Origin of the sequence: Sphingomonas sp. 8AM (assembly GCF_902506455.1) — a bacterium.
In the GTDB taxonomy this organism is placed as follows: Bacteria; Pseudomonadota; Alphaproteobacteria; order Sphingomonadales; family Sphingomonadaceae; genus Sphingomonas.
In genome coordinates, this window is the sequence record NZ_LR733844.1 from 1,583,532 (window position 1) to 1,597,890 (window position 14,359).

Here is a 14,359-nt window from a genome sequence, read left to right on the forward strand (position 1 = left end):
GCCGGCGCCGAAAAGCGGCAACGGCACAGATTCAGAGGTCGGCTGCATTGGCGGCGCAGGCACGCCCGTGCCGGCGACCGCAAGTCCTTGATGCGACAACCTGGACCTTTTACCGCGGCATGTGGGTAAGCTGCTGATCAGGCGCCCGATAAGGGGAAAATCGCCATGACCGCACCCGTGGAGGAAAGCATCGCGTCGCCGGGCACCACCGCGACCGGGCCGCGCGATCCGCATGACCGCGCCGGGCGGCGGCTGCGCTCGCTCGACCTGTTGCGCGGGGTGACGGTGGCGGGAATGATCACCGTCAACGCCACCGCCGGAGTGCAATCGCTTGACAAGCCGGTGTTCGCGACGCTCCTCCACGCCGAATGGGTGGGCTTCACGCTCGCTGATACGGTGTTCCCGGCCTTTCTGACGATGGTCGGCGTGTCGATTGCGATATCGTCGCGCGGCGGAGCGGGGAGTGCGGCGACGCAGCGGGTGCTGGCGCGCGCCGCACGGATGATCCTGATCGGGCTGCTGCTCGGCCATATGTTCTTCCTCGCCGATTTTCATAGATATGGCGTGCGGCTCCCCGGCGTGCTCCAGCGGATCGGTATCGTCTTCGCAGTCTGCGCTTTGCTGTATCCCCGCATGGGCACGCGCGCCCGCGCGATGACGGCGGGCGCGTTGTTGCTGGGCTATTGGGTGCTGTGCCTGCTGCCGGTTCCCGATGGTAGTGCGACCGACCTGTGGGTGCCGGGGCACAATTTCATCGCGTGGGTCGACCGTTTGGTGTTCGGCGAGTGGCGCTACGTTAAAGGGCCGTTCGGCTACGATCCCGAGGGACTGCTGGGCACGCTGCCTGCAGTGGCGCAGGCGTTGCTCGGCACGTTGGCAGGGGATTATCTCGGCCGCGGTTTGCGGGTCGACCGCGCCGCGAAGACGCTGCTCGTCGCTGGCGCGGCCGGCATCGCTGCGGGGCTGGTGTGGGGCGTGGTGTTCCCGATCGCCAAGAGCCTTTGGTCCAGCAGCTTCGTCCTTTTGTCGACCGGGCTGACCATCGTCCTGCTCGGGCTGTTTCACCGCTGGTTCGATCGCGACGACCGCCCTGCGCGCAAGGGCGACCTGTTTGGCAGCTTCGGCCGCAACGCCATCGCCGCCTATGTGCTTCACGAGGTCGCGTCGATTATCCTGACCGGCGACGCGATCCAGTTGCCCTTCAAATGGCTTGCTCCGCTGGTCGGGACGCAGGTGGCGGCGCTGGCGCCAGTCGCGCTGTTTGTCGCAATCGTCTGGTACCCGATTGCTTATATGGACAGGCGCGCCTGGTACTTGCGCGTCTGACCCGCTGCTGGCGTAATCATTGCGGATCGAGGCGGTCAGTCAGGAACGCGCGCAGCAGCGACGTCACCTCGCCCGGACGTTCCATCGGCGCGAGATGGCCGCAGTGTCGGATCAGCCGGAAGTACGCCGTCGGAATGCTCGCCGCCAACGCACGCGCATCATCGGGCAGACAGATCCGGTCGCGCTCCCCAACTGCCACCAACGTCGGAACGCGAACGCCGCGGATCGCCCCGTCGAGGTCTGGGCGGGCGAGCAGCGCCCGTTGCTGGCGCTCGAACACCGCCGCACCGACGCGCTCGGCCATCGCCTGGACCGGGCCGCTGATGATCGGGGTCAGCATCGGATCGGCGTGTGGCGCGGTTGCCAGCAAGCCCTGTTCGCCGAGCGTCCGCGCCCGCATCCGCAGCGAGGCGCGCGTGCCGAACAGCGCGATCCGCTCGATCCGCTCCGGCGCCTGCCGGATCATTTCGAGCGCGACGTAGCCGCCGAGGCTGACACCGGCGACCGCGAAGCGCGGCGGGGTGTGGGCGAGCACGCGCGCCGCCATCGCCTCCAGCGTTGTATCGACGGTCAGGTCGCCGAGTTCGGGATGGCTTACGTCGCCGAGGGCGATGATCTGCTGTGCCCAGAGCTGCCCGTCACACGCCATCGCGGGCAGCAGGACGAGCGGGAGGGTGGGGGAAAGCGGCATCCTATTTCCCCCTCAACCGACCAGCGGAAAGGCGAGCACCGCAACCCCGACCAGGGTCATGACCGTGCACACGGCGATGGCGGGGACCAGGGTAAAGCGCTGGTGGTCGGCAAGGTCGATCCCCGCGAGGCTGACCAGCAGATAGGTCGACGGGACCAGCGGACTGAGCAGATGCACCGGCTGCCCCATCAGCGAGGCACGCGCGATCGCTATCGGTGCGACGCCGTAATGCGTCCCCGCCTCGGCGAGGATCGGGAGCATCCCGAAATAAAAGGCATCGTTCGAGATGAAAAAGGTGAAGGGCAGGCTGAGCAGCGCGGTGATCGGCGCCATATACGGCCCGAGCACCGGCGGGATCATGCCCACCACTTCCTTGCTCATCGCCTCGACCATTCCGGTCCCCGACAGGATGCCCGTAAAGATGCCTGCCGCGAAGATCAGCGACACAACGGACAACACGTTGCCGGCGTGTGCGGCGATCCGCTCCTTCTGCTCGGCGACCTGCGGGTAATTGACGATCATCGCGACCGCGAACGCCAGCATCATCAGTACCGAGAGCGGCAGGATACCCGAAACAAGACCCGCGATCAGCGCGATCGTCAGCGCGGCGTTGAACCACCGCAGCTTCGGACGGCGTGCCTCGGGGAATTGCGAGACCGCCATGCCGGTAAAGCTGGTCGGCTCGTTTGCCTTCACATGCCCGATGCGGCGACGCTCCTTACGTCCAAACCAGATCGCCAGCCCGATCAGAAAGGCCAGTCCCGCGATCATGCCCGGGATCAGCGGCAGGAACAACGTCGCCGGGTCGAGTTTCAGCGCACTCGCTGCGCGCGCGGTCGGGCCACCCCATGGCGTCAGGTTCATGATCCCGCTGGTGCTCATCAAGAGGCAGCACAGGTACAGCCGGTTCATGTCGTAGTGCTTGTAGAGCGGGAGGAGTGCGGCGATCGTTATGATGTACGTGGTCGATCCGTCGCCATCGAGGCTGACGATCGCACACAGCACTACCGTGCCGATCAGGATCGCCAGAGGGTCGCCGTGCACCACGCGCAGCAGGCGGTTGACCAGCGGATCGAACAGCCCGGTATCGGTCATGATCGAGAAGAACAGGATCGCGAACAGCAGCATCACGCCGGTCGGCGCGAGGTTCTTGATCCCGTCGATCATCATGTCGCCCAGCCCGGAGGCGAAGCCGGCGAGCAGCGCGAACGCGGTCGGCACGACGATCAGTGCGACAAGCGGCGTCATCCGCTTTGTCATGATGAGCGTCATGAAAGTGGCCACCATCAGGAAGCCGAGCAGGGCAAGGTCCATCGAAAGGATGCTTTCGTCAGGAGGAAAGAAGATCAGAAGGTGACGGCGATGCGCGTGCCGAGCGTTTCGCCGCTATCGCCGCCCGTGTACGCACCCGCGCGATTGTCGGTGTTCCAATGGGCCAGGTTGATCTGGAACCGGGTAAAGCTGTTGAGGTACCAATTGGCCCCGATCGTCGCCGCCCAGCCGCGCCCGCCGCTGAGCAGGCTGGTGTAATCGAGATTCTCGTAGCGGGCGGTGAGTTCGATCGCGCCGGGGCCGCCGTCGAAGATCGGCTTCAGCACGCGTGGTTGCCCGAAGCTCCCGAGACGCGGGTTGTACGGGGGCAGGTCGCCGGTGACGAACCAGCCACCCGAGAGGCTCCACGCCTTGCTGACGAAATCGGGGCGTCCACCGTCAAGCCGCGCGTGGCGCTGACCCGCTTCGCCCATCACCCAGATCGGGCCGACGTAGCCGCCGGCTTCCACGCCGTACCCGGTCGTGCTGCGGCCGCCGGGCAGCGCGCCGGTCGACACGCGGAGTGCGCCGTTGAAGCGGCCGCCGATCACGGTGTTGCGGGTCAGCGTGGTGGCCGCCGACGACAGGGCTTCATCAAACCCCCAGAGTCCGAGGTGCAGCACGCCGCGCCCGGTCTTGATGGGGTTCCAGTGCGCGCGGGCGAGCGCGGTTCGGCTGTCGCTGACGCTTTGGTGCCGTCGATCCGGTCGCCGGTGACCGTCAGCGAGGCGTGCCCGCTCTTCCAGAACACTCGCGGCATAATACCGACACCGTAGAAGCCGCGCTGTGGGATGATCGCGGTGGCGACCACCGTCCGCTCCATGAACGGCGTCGAGTCCGATCCGGTCGCGCCCTCGGAGCCGCGATCGTTGAACAAATGGCCGGCGCGGACGTCATAGTCCAGCCCCTTGCCGATGCGGTCGCGCCAGCCGACGAAGGCGGTGACGATATCGACCTCGTTCTCGGAAAAGTCAGACTCGAACTGGTAGAAGAAGTGCGTACCGACTCCGCCTTCCAGTCCGAGGCGCAGCGCGCGCATCCCGGTGGTCGTGATGTTGCGCGCGCCGTACTTGGAGCCGAACGTCGAGCTGACATCGGTCAGGATGCGCCCGCGCGGCTTGAAGGTGTAGATGCCATCGGCGGAGTGGAACACCGGCAGCCCGGCGCCCCATTCGGTCGTAACCCCGGCCGCATTCGCCTGCCGTGCCTGCACGATATCGCGCTCGGCGGGGCCTGGCGGTACGAGCTGCGGGGCGAACGGCCGCGTCACGGTATCGCGCCCCGACCTGTCGGATTGTGCCAGCTGCGGCGCCGCCGGCGTTACAGGGGCAGGAGCAGGGACAGGGGTTGCGGTAATCTGCTGCGCGCCTTCCAGCCGATCAAGCCGCGCGCGCAGCGTCGCGATCTCGGCGGCCTGTTGGCGGACCAGCACGGCCAGCTCGTCGGCAGTCAGCGTCTGCGAGAGCGCCGGCGTCGCGGCGAGCAGCGCGACCAGCGCACTGGCGGTTCGGAACAAGGTCATGGCGTTCTGGCCCCTTCGGCGAGGATCGCGCGCCAGTCGGCAAGGAACCGTCGGCGGGTGATCGTATCAAGATTGACGAGCAGCTGCGGCCCGACGCGGATCGGTCGCTGTCGTTCGCGTGGCAGCCGCGGCGCACGCACGTCGGCGCGCACCGGCAGCAGCCATTCGCGCGCCAGCAGCGTCTGCCCGGGGCGCGACAGCAGAAAGTCGAGGAACAGCCGCGCCGCCGCGGGTCGCCGCGCGTCGCGGGCGATGAAGGCGACGCGCGAGGCGATGATCGTGTAGTCGCGCGGAAAGATGACGCCGATGCGCGGATCGCGACGCGCCCGCGTCAGCGCATAAGGCCCGACGACGTTGTAGGCGACCGCGATCCGCCCGGCGGCGATCGCGTCTAGCATCGGCCCGGTGGTCCGCGACAGGACCGGGCGTGTCGCGGCGATTGCCTGTACCAGCGAGCGCGTGTCGCGGGTGATCGCATGATCCTCGCTGAGATAGAGATAACCGACGTTCGACTGCGCGGGGTCATAAGTGGCGACCTTGCCCGTCAGCGCGCCGCGCCGGTCCCGCAGCAGCCGCTCAAATGCCTCGTGCGTGTACGGGATCAGTGCTGGCGGGATCAGCCGCCGGTTGACGACGAACGCCACCGGTTCGGCGGTGACGCCATAGCCCATGTTCTTCCACACTGCCGTTGGAGGCAGCGCCGGCTTCTCGGGGCTGAGATACGGCTGCGCATAGCCGTCGTTGATGAGCTTGGCCTGCAGGTCCATCGCGGATGACCACACCAGATCGGGTCCCGGCTTCCGCATGGCGGCATCGGTGACGACGCGGCGATAGATGTCGCGCGACTCGAGATCGTCGTACCGGACTGCGATCGCCGGATAGGTGCGCCGGAACGCGGCGATCACCGGCTGCATCGCAGCCGCATCGGCGTTGCCATAGACGTGCACCTCGCGCTCGGCCCGAGCCGCGGCGATCAGCGCGTCGTAGGAGCGGGGATAGCCCGCCGGGCGTTGCGCGGCGGCGGGGGTGACGATCCCCGCCGCCAGCATCAACAGGATCAGTTTCCGCATCGTTCAGGTCCTCTCGCTTCCCGCCTCTGAGTTCGGGTAAGCTGTTCAACATGAGTTATGCGGGCAAGCTGTCATCCACCTTTCACGGTTCGGCGGCGTAATGCGGATTCTGATCGTCGAGGATGATGCGGCGCTCGCCCGCGGGATCGTCGCGTTGCTGCGCGGCGCCGGCCATGCGGTCGATCATGTCGCGAGCGGCGAGGACGCGCTGATGATCGCCGGCGACGAGGCCTATGCCCTGATCGTGCTCGACGTCGGGCTGCCGGGAGTCGACGGCTTCGCGGTGCTTCAGGCGCTGCGCCGACAGGGCCATCGCGTGCCGGTGCTGATGCTGACCGCGCGCGACGCGCTGGACGATCGGGTGCGCGGGCTCGATCTCGGTGCCGACGATTACCTGCGAAAGCCGTTCGCGCCCGAGGAACTGGAGGCTCGCATTCGCGCCCTCGGACGGCGGCGCGGCGGCGATCCGACTCCAGAATTGGTGGTGGGGACGCTGGTGCTGGATCGCTCGGCCGGTGCGGCGCGCGTCGGCGAACGCGCGCTCGACCTGCGTCGTCGCGAATGGGCCGTGCTTGACGCGCTGGCGACGCGCGCCGGACAGATCGTGACGCGCGAGACGCTGCAGTCTGAGGTCTTCGGCTATGACGAGCCGGTTGGTCCCAACGCGATCGAGGTGAACATCACGCGCCTGCGCGGCAAGCTGGCACCCGACGGTCCGGCGATCCGTACCGTGCGCGGCGTCGGCTATCTGCTCGATGGCGGATGAGGCGCTGCGCGGTCGCGCGCTGGCGCTGCGGACGCGCCTGCTCGCGGCGCTGCTCGCCCCGTTGCTGGGAATTGCGGTTCTGCTCGGGCTGGCCGGGGCAACGCTGATCGCCGACACCGTTCAGCGCACCAACGATCGCGTGCTCGGCGGCGCGCTGGGCGCGATCGCCGAGACGGTGCAGGTCGAGCGCGGTGAGGTGACGATGGACTTGTCCCCCGCCGCCTTTGGGATGTTGGAGAACAGTGAGCGCGACAACGTCTATTACCGGATCGCGGTCGGTGGGCGCCTGCTGACGGGGTATGCGGACCTGCCGGCGCCGAACGATGCCGAGCTGACGCTGGACATGCCGCGCTTCCGCTCGGCGCGCTATCGCGGGCAGGACATCCGCATCGCGGAAGTCCGCCGTGCGCTGCCGCGGATCGCGGAACCGGTGGTGGTGCAGGTTGCCGAGACGCTCGACGGTCGGCGCGCATTGCGCCGCCGCCTGCTCGCCGCGCTGCTGCTGGGTGAGGTGGTGCTGGTCGGGGTCGCGCTGTTGCTGATCCGTCCCGCGCTCTCGTGGAGCCTGCGCCCGCTGTCGCGCCTGCGCGATGCCGTGGCAGCGCGGGACACGCGCGCCACGCCCGACCTGTCGCCGCTCGACGCCGGCCCGTTGCCCACCGAGTTGCGCCCGCTCGCCGATGCCTTCGACCATCTGCTCGCGCGGCTAGACACCGCCACCGCCGGGATGCGCCGCTTCACCGCCGACGCCTCGCACCAGATGCGCACGCCGTTGGCGGTGCTGAAGGTGCAGGTCGCGCTGGCGCGGCGCGGCGATCCTGCGGCATTGGGGGAGATCGCCGACGCCGGCAACCGGCTCGAACATCTCGTCAAGCAATTGCTGGCGCTGGCGCGCGCAGAGGAAGCCGGTATGGCTCCACCGTCGGAACGTGTCGACCTCCGCGAGGTCGCGATCGCGGTCATCAACCGGCGGATCGCGCAGGCAATAGATGCGTCGGTGGAGTTGCATCTGGATGCCCCCGAGCCGGTGGCGATCAACAGCCATCGGACGTTGGTCTTCGAGATCCTGTCCAATCTCGTCGACAATGGCATCCGCTACAACGGCGGCGGCGGGCAGGTCATTGTGGTGGTCGCGCAGGGCGACAGCGCCGCGTCGGTGATCGTCGCGGATGACGGTCCTGGGCTGCCCGACGCCGAGCTCGACAAAGCCGGACATCGCTTCGCACGCCTGTCCACCAGTCAGGGAACCGAAGGCACCGGCCTCGGGCTCGCGATCGCGCAAACGGCCGCGCAGCGCATCGGCGCGGAGCTGTCGCTGGTCAACACATACCCGGGCCTGCGCGCGACCCTGAGTTTCCCGGATATGCCTACGTCATCGGCTTAGCGGGGCATTAACGGGTTTTCGCTATCCTTGACTGAATAAGTCGAGGGGAATCCATGTTTTTTCGCAATCTGCCCATACCGCGGAAGCTGGCGCTCGCCTTTGCCTCGTTGGTTGCCACCTTCACGGCGGTCAGTGTGATCGTCTTCGTCAACGTCGCGCGGCTGCACGACGTTGCGGTGGTGCGCGACCAGGCCAAGCAGGCTTCGGACCATGCCGACGACATGCTCACCGGGGTCGTGGAGGGACAGAGCGCGATCCGCGGATATGTGCTGCTCGGCAAGCAGGCATTCCTCGACACGCATGACGAAAATCGTGCGGCGATCGGCTCGGCCGCCGCCAAGTTCAAGCAGAGCGCGCCGCGCCCGGACCAGTTGCGGCGCGTCGACGAGTTTCTCGCAGCCGTCGCGGAATGGCAGCGGATGAAGGTGGCGCCGACACTCGCGGCCTACGCGAACCCGGCAACGCGCGAGACCGCGCGCGAACTGGCCGGTGCCAAGCAACTGAGCGCGATCCGCAAGGCGCACAAGGAAATTCAGGCGGCGCAGGCGGAATGGGTCGTGCATCAGGATCTCGAGCAGCATCACGCCGAGTTGATGGTCGAGCTGGCGCTCGGGCTCGGCGGGCTGGTCGCGATCACGCTTGCGGGGGCGCTTGGCGTGCTCTTGTCGCGCGCGCTGGCGAAGCCGGTCGTCGATATGGCGGCGATCATGGTCGAGATGGCATCCGGACGCACCGACATCGCCGTCCCCAGCATCGACCGCAGCGACGAGATCGGCAGCATCGCCAAGGCGGTGCTCGTTTTCCGCGACTCGGCGGTGGAGAAACAACGCGGCGACCACGAACGCCAGATGGTAATGGAGCAGATGGCGACCGGGCTCCAGCGGCTTGCGGATGCCGATCTCGGCGCGCGGCTGTCGGGCTTCCCGCCGACCTATGCCCGGCTCGAGGCCGACTTCAATCGTGCGATCGAGGCGATGGCGCAGGTGATGACCGCCGTGATGCGCGCCTCCAGCGACATCCGGAGCGGGGCGGCGGACATCCGCTCCGCGTCCGACGATCTTTCGCAGCGCACCGAGCAGCAGGCCGCCAGCCTTGAGGAAACCGCAGCGGCGATGGAGGAGATCACCAGCACCGTGCGGCAGACCGCGAAGGATGCCGCACAGGCCGACACGATCGTCGCCGCCGCGCGCCGTGAGGCGGCGGTGTCCGGCGACGTCGTGCGGCGCGCGGTCGATGCGATGGGGGGAATCGAGCGGTCGTCGGGCGAGATCAGCGACATCATTAGCGTCATCGACGCGATCGCCTTCCAGACCAATTTGCTGGCGCTCAACGCCGGGGTCGAGGCGGCGCGCGCCGGCGATGCGGGCAGAGGTTTTGCGGTCGTTGCATCGGAAGTGCGCGCGCTGGCCCAACGCTCCGCGGACGCCGCCAAGGACGTCAAGACCCGGATCACTGCCTCGACCGAGCAGGTCGATCTGGGCGTGGGGCTGGTCGCCGAGGCCGGCACTGCCCTGCAAACGATCAACGCGCGCATAGATGAGATCAGCGCGTTGATGTCGGCGATCAGTGCGGCGGCGGAGCAACAGGCGACCGGGCTGCAGCAGGTCAATACCGCCGTGTCAGAGATGGACGGCGTGACCCAGCAGAACGCCGCGATGGTGGAGCAGGCGACCGCCGCTGCTCGCAGTCTGTCGAGCGAGGCGGACGAACTATCGCGACAGGTGTCGCGCTTTGCGGTGGCCGCGCCAGCGGATCGCGGTCGGTCGGGCGGACCCATTACGCGGCTGGCCGCCTGACCCTCGCGCGCCGGCCAGCGACCTGAGCCGTGAAAGCTCGCACTCTAATCAAATAATGAAATCAAAGGGCTGCTAAATTAGCGAAATTTTTATTGTTAAATCATCTTGGCAGTGACAAACCCGCGTCGCTGACGCCGGGAGATCAGCCTTTGCGACAAACGCTCACGATCCATCGTCAAGGTGGGCAGGGCATGTTCTTCCGGGCGCTTCAGGGAGCGTAAGGGGAAGATAATAATGATGACGATGAGGAATTTGCTGGCCAACGGCTGTTGCGTGGCCGCGCTGATGGCAATGCCGTCGATCGCCGCCGCACAGACCGACACTGGGCCTGCCACGTTGATCGGCGATCCGGTCGCCTCAGCCAAGCTGGCCGGCGATGCGGGTCGAATCAACAGCAGCGACAGCGCACAGGATGTCGTTGTCACCGGCACGCGCATCGTGCGTCCGAACAACCGCTCCGCTGCGCCGATCGTCACCACCACCGCCTTTGACATTGCCGCGCAGGGCGCGACGACGATCGAGGAAGTCGTCAACCGGCTGCCGCAGGTGCAGGTCAATTCCGAGCAGAATTTCAGCGACTCCGAAGGGCGCCAGCGAATTAAGCTGCGCAGCCTCGGCTATGAGCGCACGCTGATGCTGATCGACGGGCTGCGGATCGGCCTGCCGAACACCGTCGACGTCGGGATCATCCCCAACGCACTGGTCGAGCGAATCGACTTGCTGACTGGCGGCGCCTCGTCGGTCTATGGTTCGGACGCGGTCTCGGGTGTCGTCAATTTCATCCTGAAGAAGAATTTTTCGGGCATCCGGATCGATGCCAATTACAGCTTCTTCAACCATGACAACTCCGCCAACGCGGTGACCGAGGCGGCGCGACGCGCCGGCTTCGCCTCGCCGGACGGTTTGACCAACGACGGCGGGCGCAGCGACATCAGCCTAGCGGCCGGCACGAACCTGTTCGATGGCCGCGTCAATTTCAGCAGCTTCATCAACTATCGCCAGTCGAATATCGTCAAGCTCGGCGATCGTTCGACCGCGGTCTGCGAAGTGACGCAATCCGCCAACAACGCCCCACTCGGCTGCAACCGCGCCAGCTTCACGCCGGCCGGAACGATCATTCCGCAGTCCGGCCCGCGCAACGGCCAGCAACTCGTCAACAATCCCAACGGCGACGGCACGTTCATCCCGATCAACAGCGGACCGGCGGGCGCGTCGGCGAACCCGTATGACGATCACGCCTTTCAGCGGCCCTTTGAGCGCGTCAACGTCGGCGGCTTCCTGACCGCCGAGATTAGCGACAGCATCGAGCTCTACGCCAATGCGCTGTTCTATCGTGACAAGTCGTACAACACGATCCTGAACCGGACTTTCAACTTCGGCGCCTATGGCACCGACCCGTATCGGGTGAATTGCGACAATCCTTTCCTGTCGGCATCGCAGGCCGGCGATCTGTGCGGCGCCAACGCCGGGGTGGCGGGGCAGTATGCGCCGATCGACGTACGCTACCGTTTTGACGGTCTTCCGCTGGTCCGGTCAAAGTTCACCAACGAGGGGTATCGCATCGTTGCGGGCCTCCGTGGCAAGGGGTTGAACGACGTCTGGAGCTATGATGTGGCGGCGATGATCTCGCGCGCACGGCTCGACACGATCGACCAGCCGTTCGCGCAATTCGCCAACGTCAATCGCTCGCTCGACGTCGTCAACGTCGGTGGCGTGCCGACCTGCCGCTCAGTGGTGAACGGAAGCGACCCGGCATGCGTCCCGTTCAACGCCTTCGCCCCCTTTAACAAGGACCAGGCGCTCAACGACTACCTGTACGGCGGCGCGACCGGCGGCATCAGCACGCGCATCCCGCGGCTGTTGCAGTTCCTCGCGACCACCAGCGGCGATCTCGGCAAATACGGCATCACCTCGCCGTTCGCTGAGCAGGGCGTCGCGATCGCGCTCGGCGCCGAATATCGTGAGGAGATGGAGCGGACGATCGTCAACCAAATCTTCATCGACAACAACGGCGGCCAGAGCCAGCGCGTTACGCAGAATATTCTGGAGGCCAACGCCGAAATCCAGGCGCCGCTGGTCGAGAACCAGTCGTGGACGCGGCTGCTGCAGTTCAACGGTGGCTATCGCGTGTCCAAGTACAACCGGCTGGAGAATCGTTTCTCCACCTGGAAGGTCGAGGGTCTGTGGTCCCCGATCGAGGATATTACTTTCCGCGCCTCGTATAACAAGGCACAGGCGGCGCCGGGCGTGGGTGCGGCAGCGGGCGCATCGAACATCTTCTGGAACCAGGGTTTCTACGCCGATCCGTGCGCCCCGCGCGTCGACAGCAGCAACCCGAATGGTCCGCGTCTCGCACCGCTCTACAGTGCGGCGCAATGCGCCAACACCGGCCTGCCTGCCAACCTCTACGGCAGCACGACGCTGATCTGCCCCGATGATCGCTGCACGGTGCGTGAGGGCGGGTTCAACCTGAAGCCGGAGACCGCCTATACCAAGACGTTCGGCGTCGTCTTGCGTCCGCGGTTCATTCCCGGCCTGACGGTATCGGTCGATCGCTGGCTGATCGATCTCGAGGACCAACTGACGTTCCTCCAGCCGCAGGACATCATCAACGAATGCCTGACCACCGGGCTCGACTATTTCTGCCGTGGCATTATCCGCAACCCGGGCACTGGCACGCTGTCGAGTTCGCCGGCGACCAGCCCGTCGACCGGCTGGGTCGCGCGCGGATCGTCGAACGGCTATAAGGAACAGTCCTACGGCTGGGACTTTCAGGGTCAGTACAATGTCGGCCTGGGCGGCGCCGGTCTGCTTGATGTCAGCTTCAACGGCACACTCATGACCCGCAACGGCGGGCAGGCGTCGCCGGCCGCGATCCAGCGCAACTGCACCGGCTATTTCAGCAGCGGGTGCGGCGAGAGCATGCCGCGCTGGGCGCACCAGATGCGCGTGACGTGGTTCGCGCCGGAGCGGATCGCCAACGTCTCGGTCAATTGGCGTCACCGCAGCGGGATGCCGACGACCTTCTATGCGCCCGCAAGCACCGGCATCCCGGCGCAGGACGAGAGCCAGCGCCGCGATCAGTATCCGGGCATTGCCGCCTACGACTGGATCGACCTCGCCGTTGCTTTCGACATCAACAAGCGCATGACGTTCCGGATCGCCGCGAACAATCTGTTCGACCGCGACCCACCGATCGTGCCGGACAGCCGCTCGAAGATCGGGCTGCTGCGCGGCAACACGATCATGGGCTACGACCTGCTCGGCCGGCAGATCGTCGCGGGTGTCTCGTTGAAGCTGTAACATGCGTCGCCGCCCGTCCCGGCCGGGGCGGGCGGACATTTCTTCAGTTCACGGGATGAGCCGCGCAGTGCGCAACCGCTCGAACAGCAAGAAAAACGCGTCGTCGGTCGGCTGGTAACCGGTAAAGCCGAGCCGCCGGCTCTTGCTCATGTCCGTCACCACCTCGATCGGTCGACCAAGATCGGCGTCGGTGTGCCACGGCGAGGCGAGACGATCGAGATCCGGCTCGGCCAGACCTTCACGTGCCGCGATCTCGCGCCAGAGCGGGGCATCGTTCGCCATCTGCTGTTCCAGCGGGCGGACCACGCCGTCGAAGGGCGCCGCTTCCACGCCGAACCATTCCGCGATCCGCGCCCACATCCACTGCCAGCGAAAGACGTCGCCGTTGACGACGTTGAACGCCTGATCGTGCGCGGCTCCGGTCTCGGTGGCCCAGAGAAGATGCGCTGCGAGTTGCCCGGCGTCGGTCATGTCGGTCAGCCCCGACCATTGCGTCGCCGAACCCGGAAAGACGAACGGCCGCCCGGCTTCGCGACATAGCGTCGCATAGACCGCCAGCGTCGTTCCCATGTTCATCGCATTGCCGACCGCGAGCCCGATCACGGTATGCGGCCGGTGCACGCTCCATGTGAAGCCATCGCGCGCGGCGGCGGCGAACAGCTCATCCTCCTGCGCATAATAGAAGTTCTCGACGTCGAGCCGACCCTGTTCCTCACGGAACGGCGTCTGCGGAAGCGTGCCTTTGCCATAGGCCTCGAACGGCCCGAGATAATGTTTGAGGCCGGTGACCAGCGCGACATGGCGCGGCCCGGCCGCACGCGGCAGTCCATCCAGCAGGTGGCGGACCATCGCGCTGTTGACGCGAATGTTCTCCGCCTCGCTGTCCTGCCGCGCCCAGGTCGTGATGAACACCGCGTCGGGGTGGATGTCGCGCAGCGCCCCGGCAGTCGCTCCCGCATCCTGCAGGTCAGCCGCGACCGGCTGCACGCCCGGCTGTTCGACCGGACGGCGCCCGAGCCCGTGCACCGTCCAGCCCCGCTCGACCAGCAACGCCGCGGCGGCCGCGCCGACGATCCCGCTCGCGCCGACCACCAATGCTGTCTTCGCCATATAATCTCCTCATCTTCAAGACAGCTAGGCAGTGCGGTGGGTGTCTTCTAGACGGCACCATTCACCTCCCCAGGCACCGA

The 14,359-nt window shown here is 66.6% G+C and carries 9 protein-coding genes and 1 pseudogene; 5 read left to right on the forward strand and 5 right to left on the reverse strand.

The window, feature by feature from the left end:
* The first annotated feature begins 165 nt into the window (after window positions 1-165).
* Complete coding sequence (locus BACI71_RS07570; protein ID WP_159757111.1) at window positions 166-1,326, forward strand: acyltransferase family protein; 1,161 nt, start codon at window positions 166-168, stop codon at window positions 1,324-1,326.
* Window positions 1,327-1,342: 16 nt separating this feature from the next.
* Here BACI71_RS07570 and BACI71_RS07575 read toward each other — a convergent pair whose 3' ends face one another.
* The 4 genes and pseudogenes from BACI71_RS07575 to BACI71_RS07590 all read right to left on the reverse strand — a co-directional run bounded on the left by BACI71_RS07575 (window position 1,343) and on the right by BACI71_RS07590 (window position 5,920).
* Window positions 1,343-2,017 (reverse strand): alpha/beta fold hydrolase, encoded by a 675-nt coding sequence (locus tag BACI71_RS07575; RefSeq protein WP_159757114.1) that lies wholly within the window; start codon window positions 2,015-2,017, stop codon window positions 1,343-1,345.
* Window positions 2,018-2,029: 12 nt separating this feature from the next.
* Window positions 2,030-3,331 (reverse strand): CitMHS family transporter, encoded by a 1,302-nt coding sequence (locus tag BACI71_RS07580; RefSeq protein ID WP_159757117.1) that lies wholly within the window; start codon window positions 3,329-3,331, stop codon window positions 2,030-2,032.
* Window positions 3,332-3,363: 32 nt separating this feature from the next.
* Window positions 3,364-4,850: pseudogene (locus BACI71_RS07585) on the reverse strand (OprO/OprP family phosphate-selective porin).
* Window positions 4,847-5,920: an ABC transporter substrate-binding protein gene (locus tag BACI71_RS07590; RefSeq protein ID WP_159757120.1), complete on the reverse strand. Its 1,074-nt coding sequence runs from the start codon at window positions 5,918-5,920 to the stop codon at window positions 4,847-4,849. The pseudogene BACI71_RS07585 and the gene BACI71_RS07590 overlap by 4 nt, the downstream one beginning before the upstream one ends.
* A gap of 100 nt (window positions 5,921-6,020) precedes the next feature.
* On the opposite strand from BACI71_RS07590, the gene BACI71_RS07595 reads away from it, so the two are divergent.
* The 4 genes from BACI71_RS07595 (at window position 6,021) to BACI71_RS07610 (ending at window position 13,169) form a co-directional block, all read left to right on the forward strand.
* On the forward strand, window positions 6,021-6,686 hold the full coding sequence (locus BACI71_RS07595) for a response regulator (protein ID WP_201297328.1): 666 nt from the start codon (window positions 6,021-6,023) through the stop codon (window positions 6,684-6,686).
* Window positions 6,676-8,070: a sensor histidine kinase gene (locus tag BACI71_RS07600; RefSeq protein WP_159757123.1), complete on the forward strand. Its 1,395-nt coding sequence runs from the start codon at window positions 6,676-6,678 to the stop codon at window positions 8,068-8,070. The genes BACI71_RS07595 and BACI71_RS07600 overlap by 11 nt, the downstream gene beginning before the upstream one ends.
* A gap of 53 nt (window positions 8,071-8,123) precedes the next feature.
* Window positions 8,124-9,866, forward strand: coding sequence for a methyl-accepting chemotaxis protein (locus BACI71_RS07605; protein WP_159757126.1), 1,743 nt, complete (start codon window positions 8,124-8,126; stop codon window positions 9,864-9,866).
* Window positions 9,867-10,103: 237 nt separating this feature from the next.
* A complete protein-coding gene (locus tag BACI71_RS07610) occupies window positions 10,104-13,169 on the forward strand; it encodes a TonB-dependent receptor domain-containing protein (RefSeq protein WP_236552890.1) in 3,066 nt (1,021 codons plus the stop codon).
* Between the two features lie 48 nt (window positions 13,170-13,217).
* On the opposite strand, the gene BACI71_RS07615 is transcribed toward BACI71_RS07610, so the two are convergent.
* Window positions 13,218-14,279, reverse strand: coding sequence for an SDR family oxidoreductase (locus tag BACI71_RS07615; RefSeq protein ID WP_159757129.1), 1,062 nt, complete (start codon window positions 14,277-14,279; stop codon window positions 13,218-13,220).
* Between the last annotated feature and the right edge of the window lie 80 nt (window positions 14,280-14,359).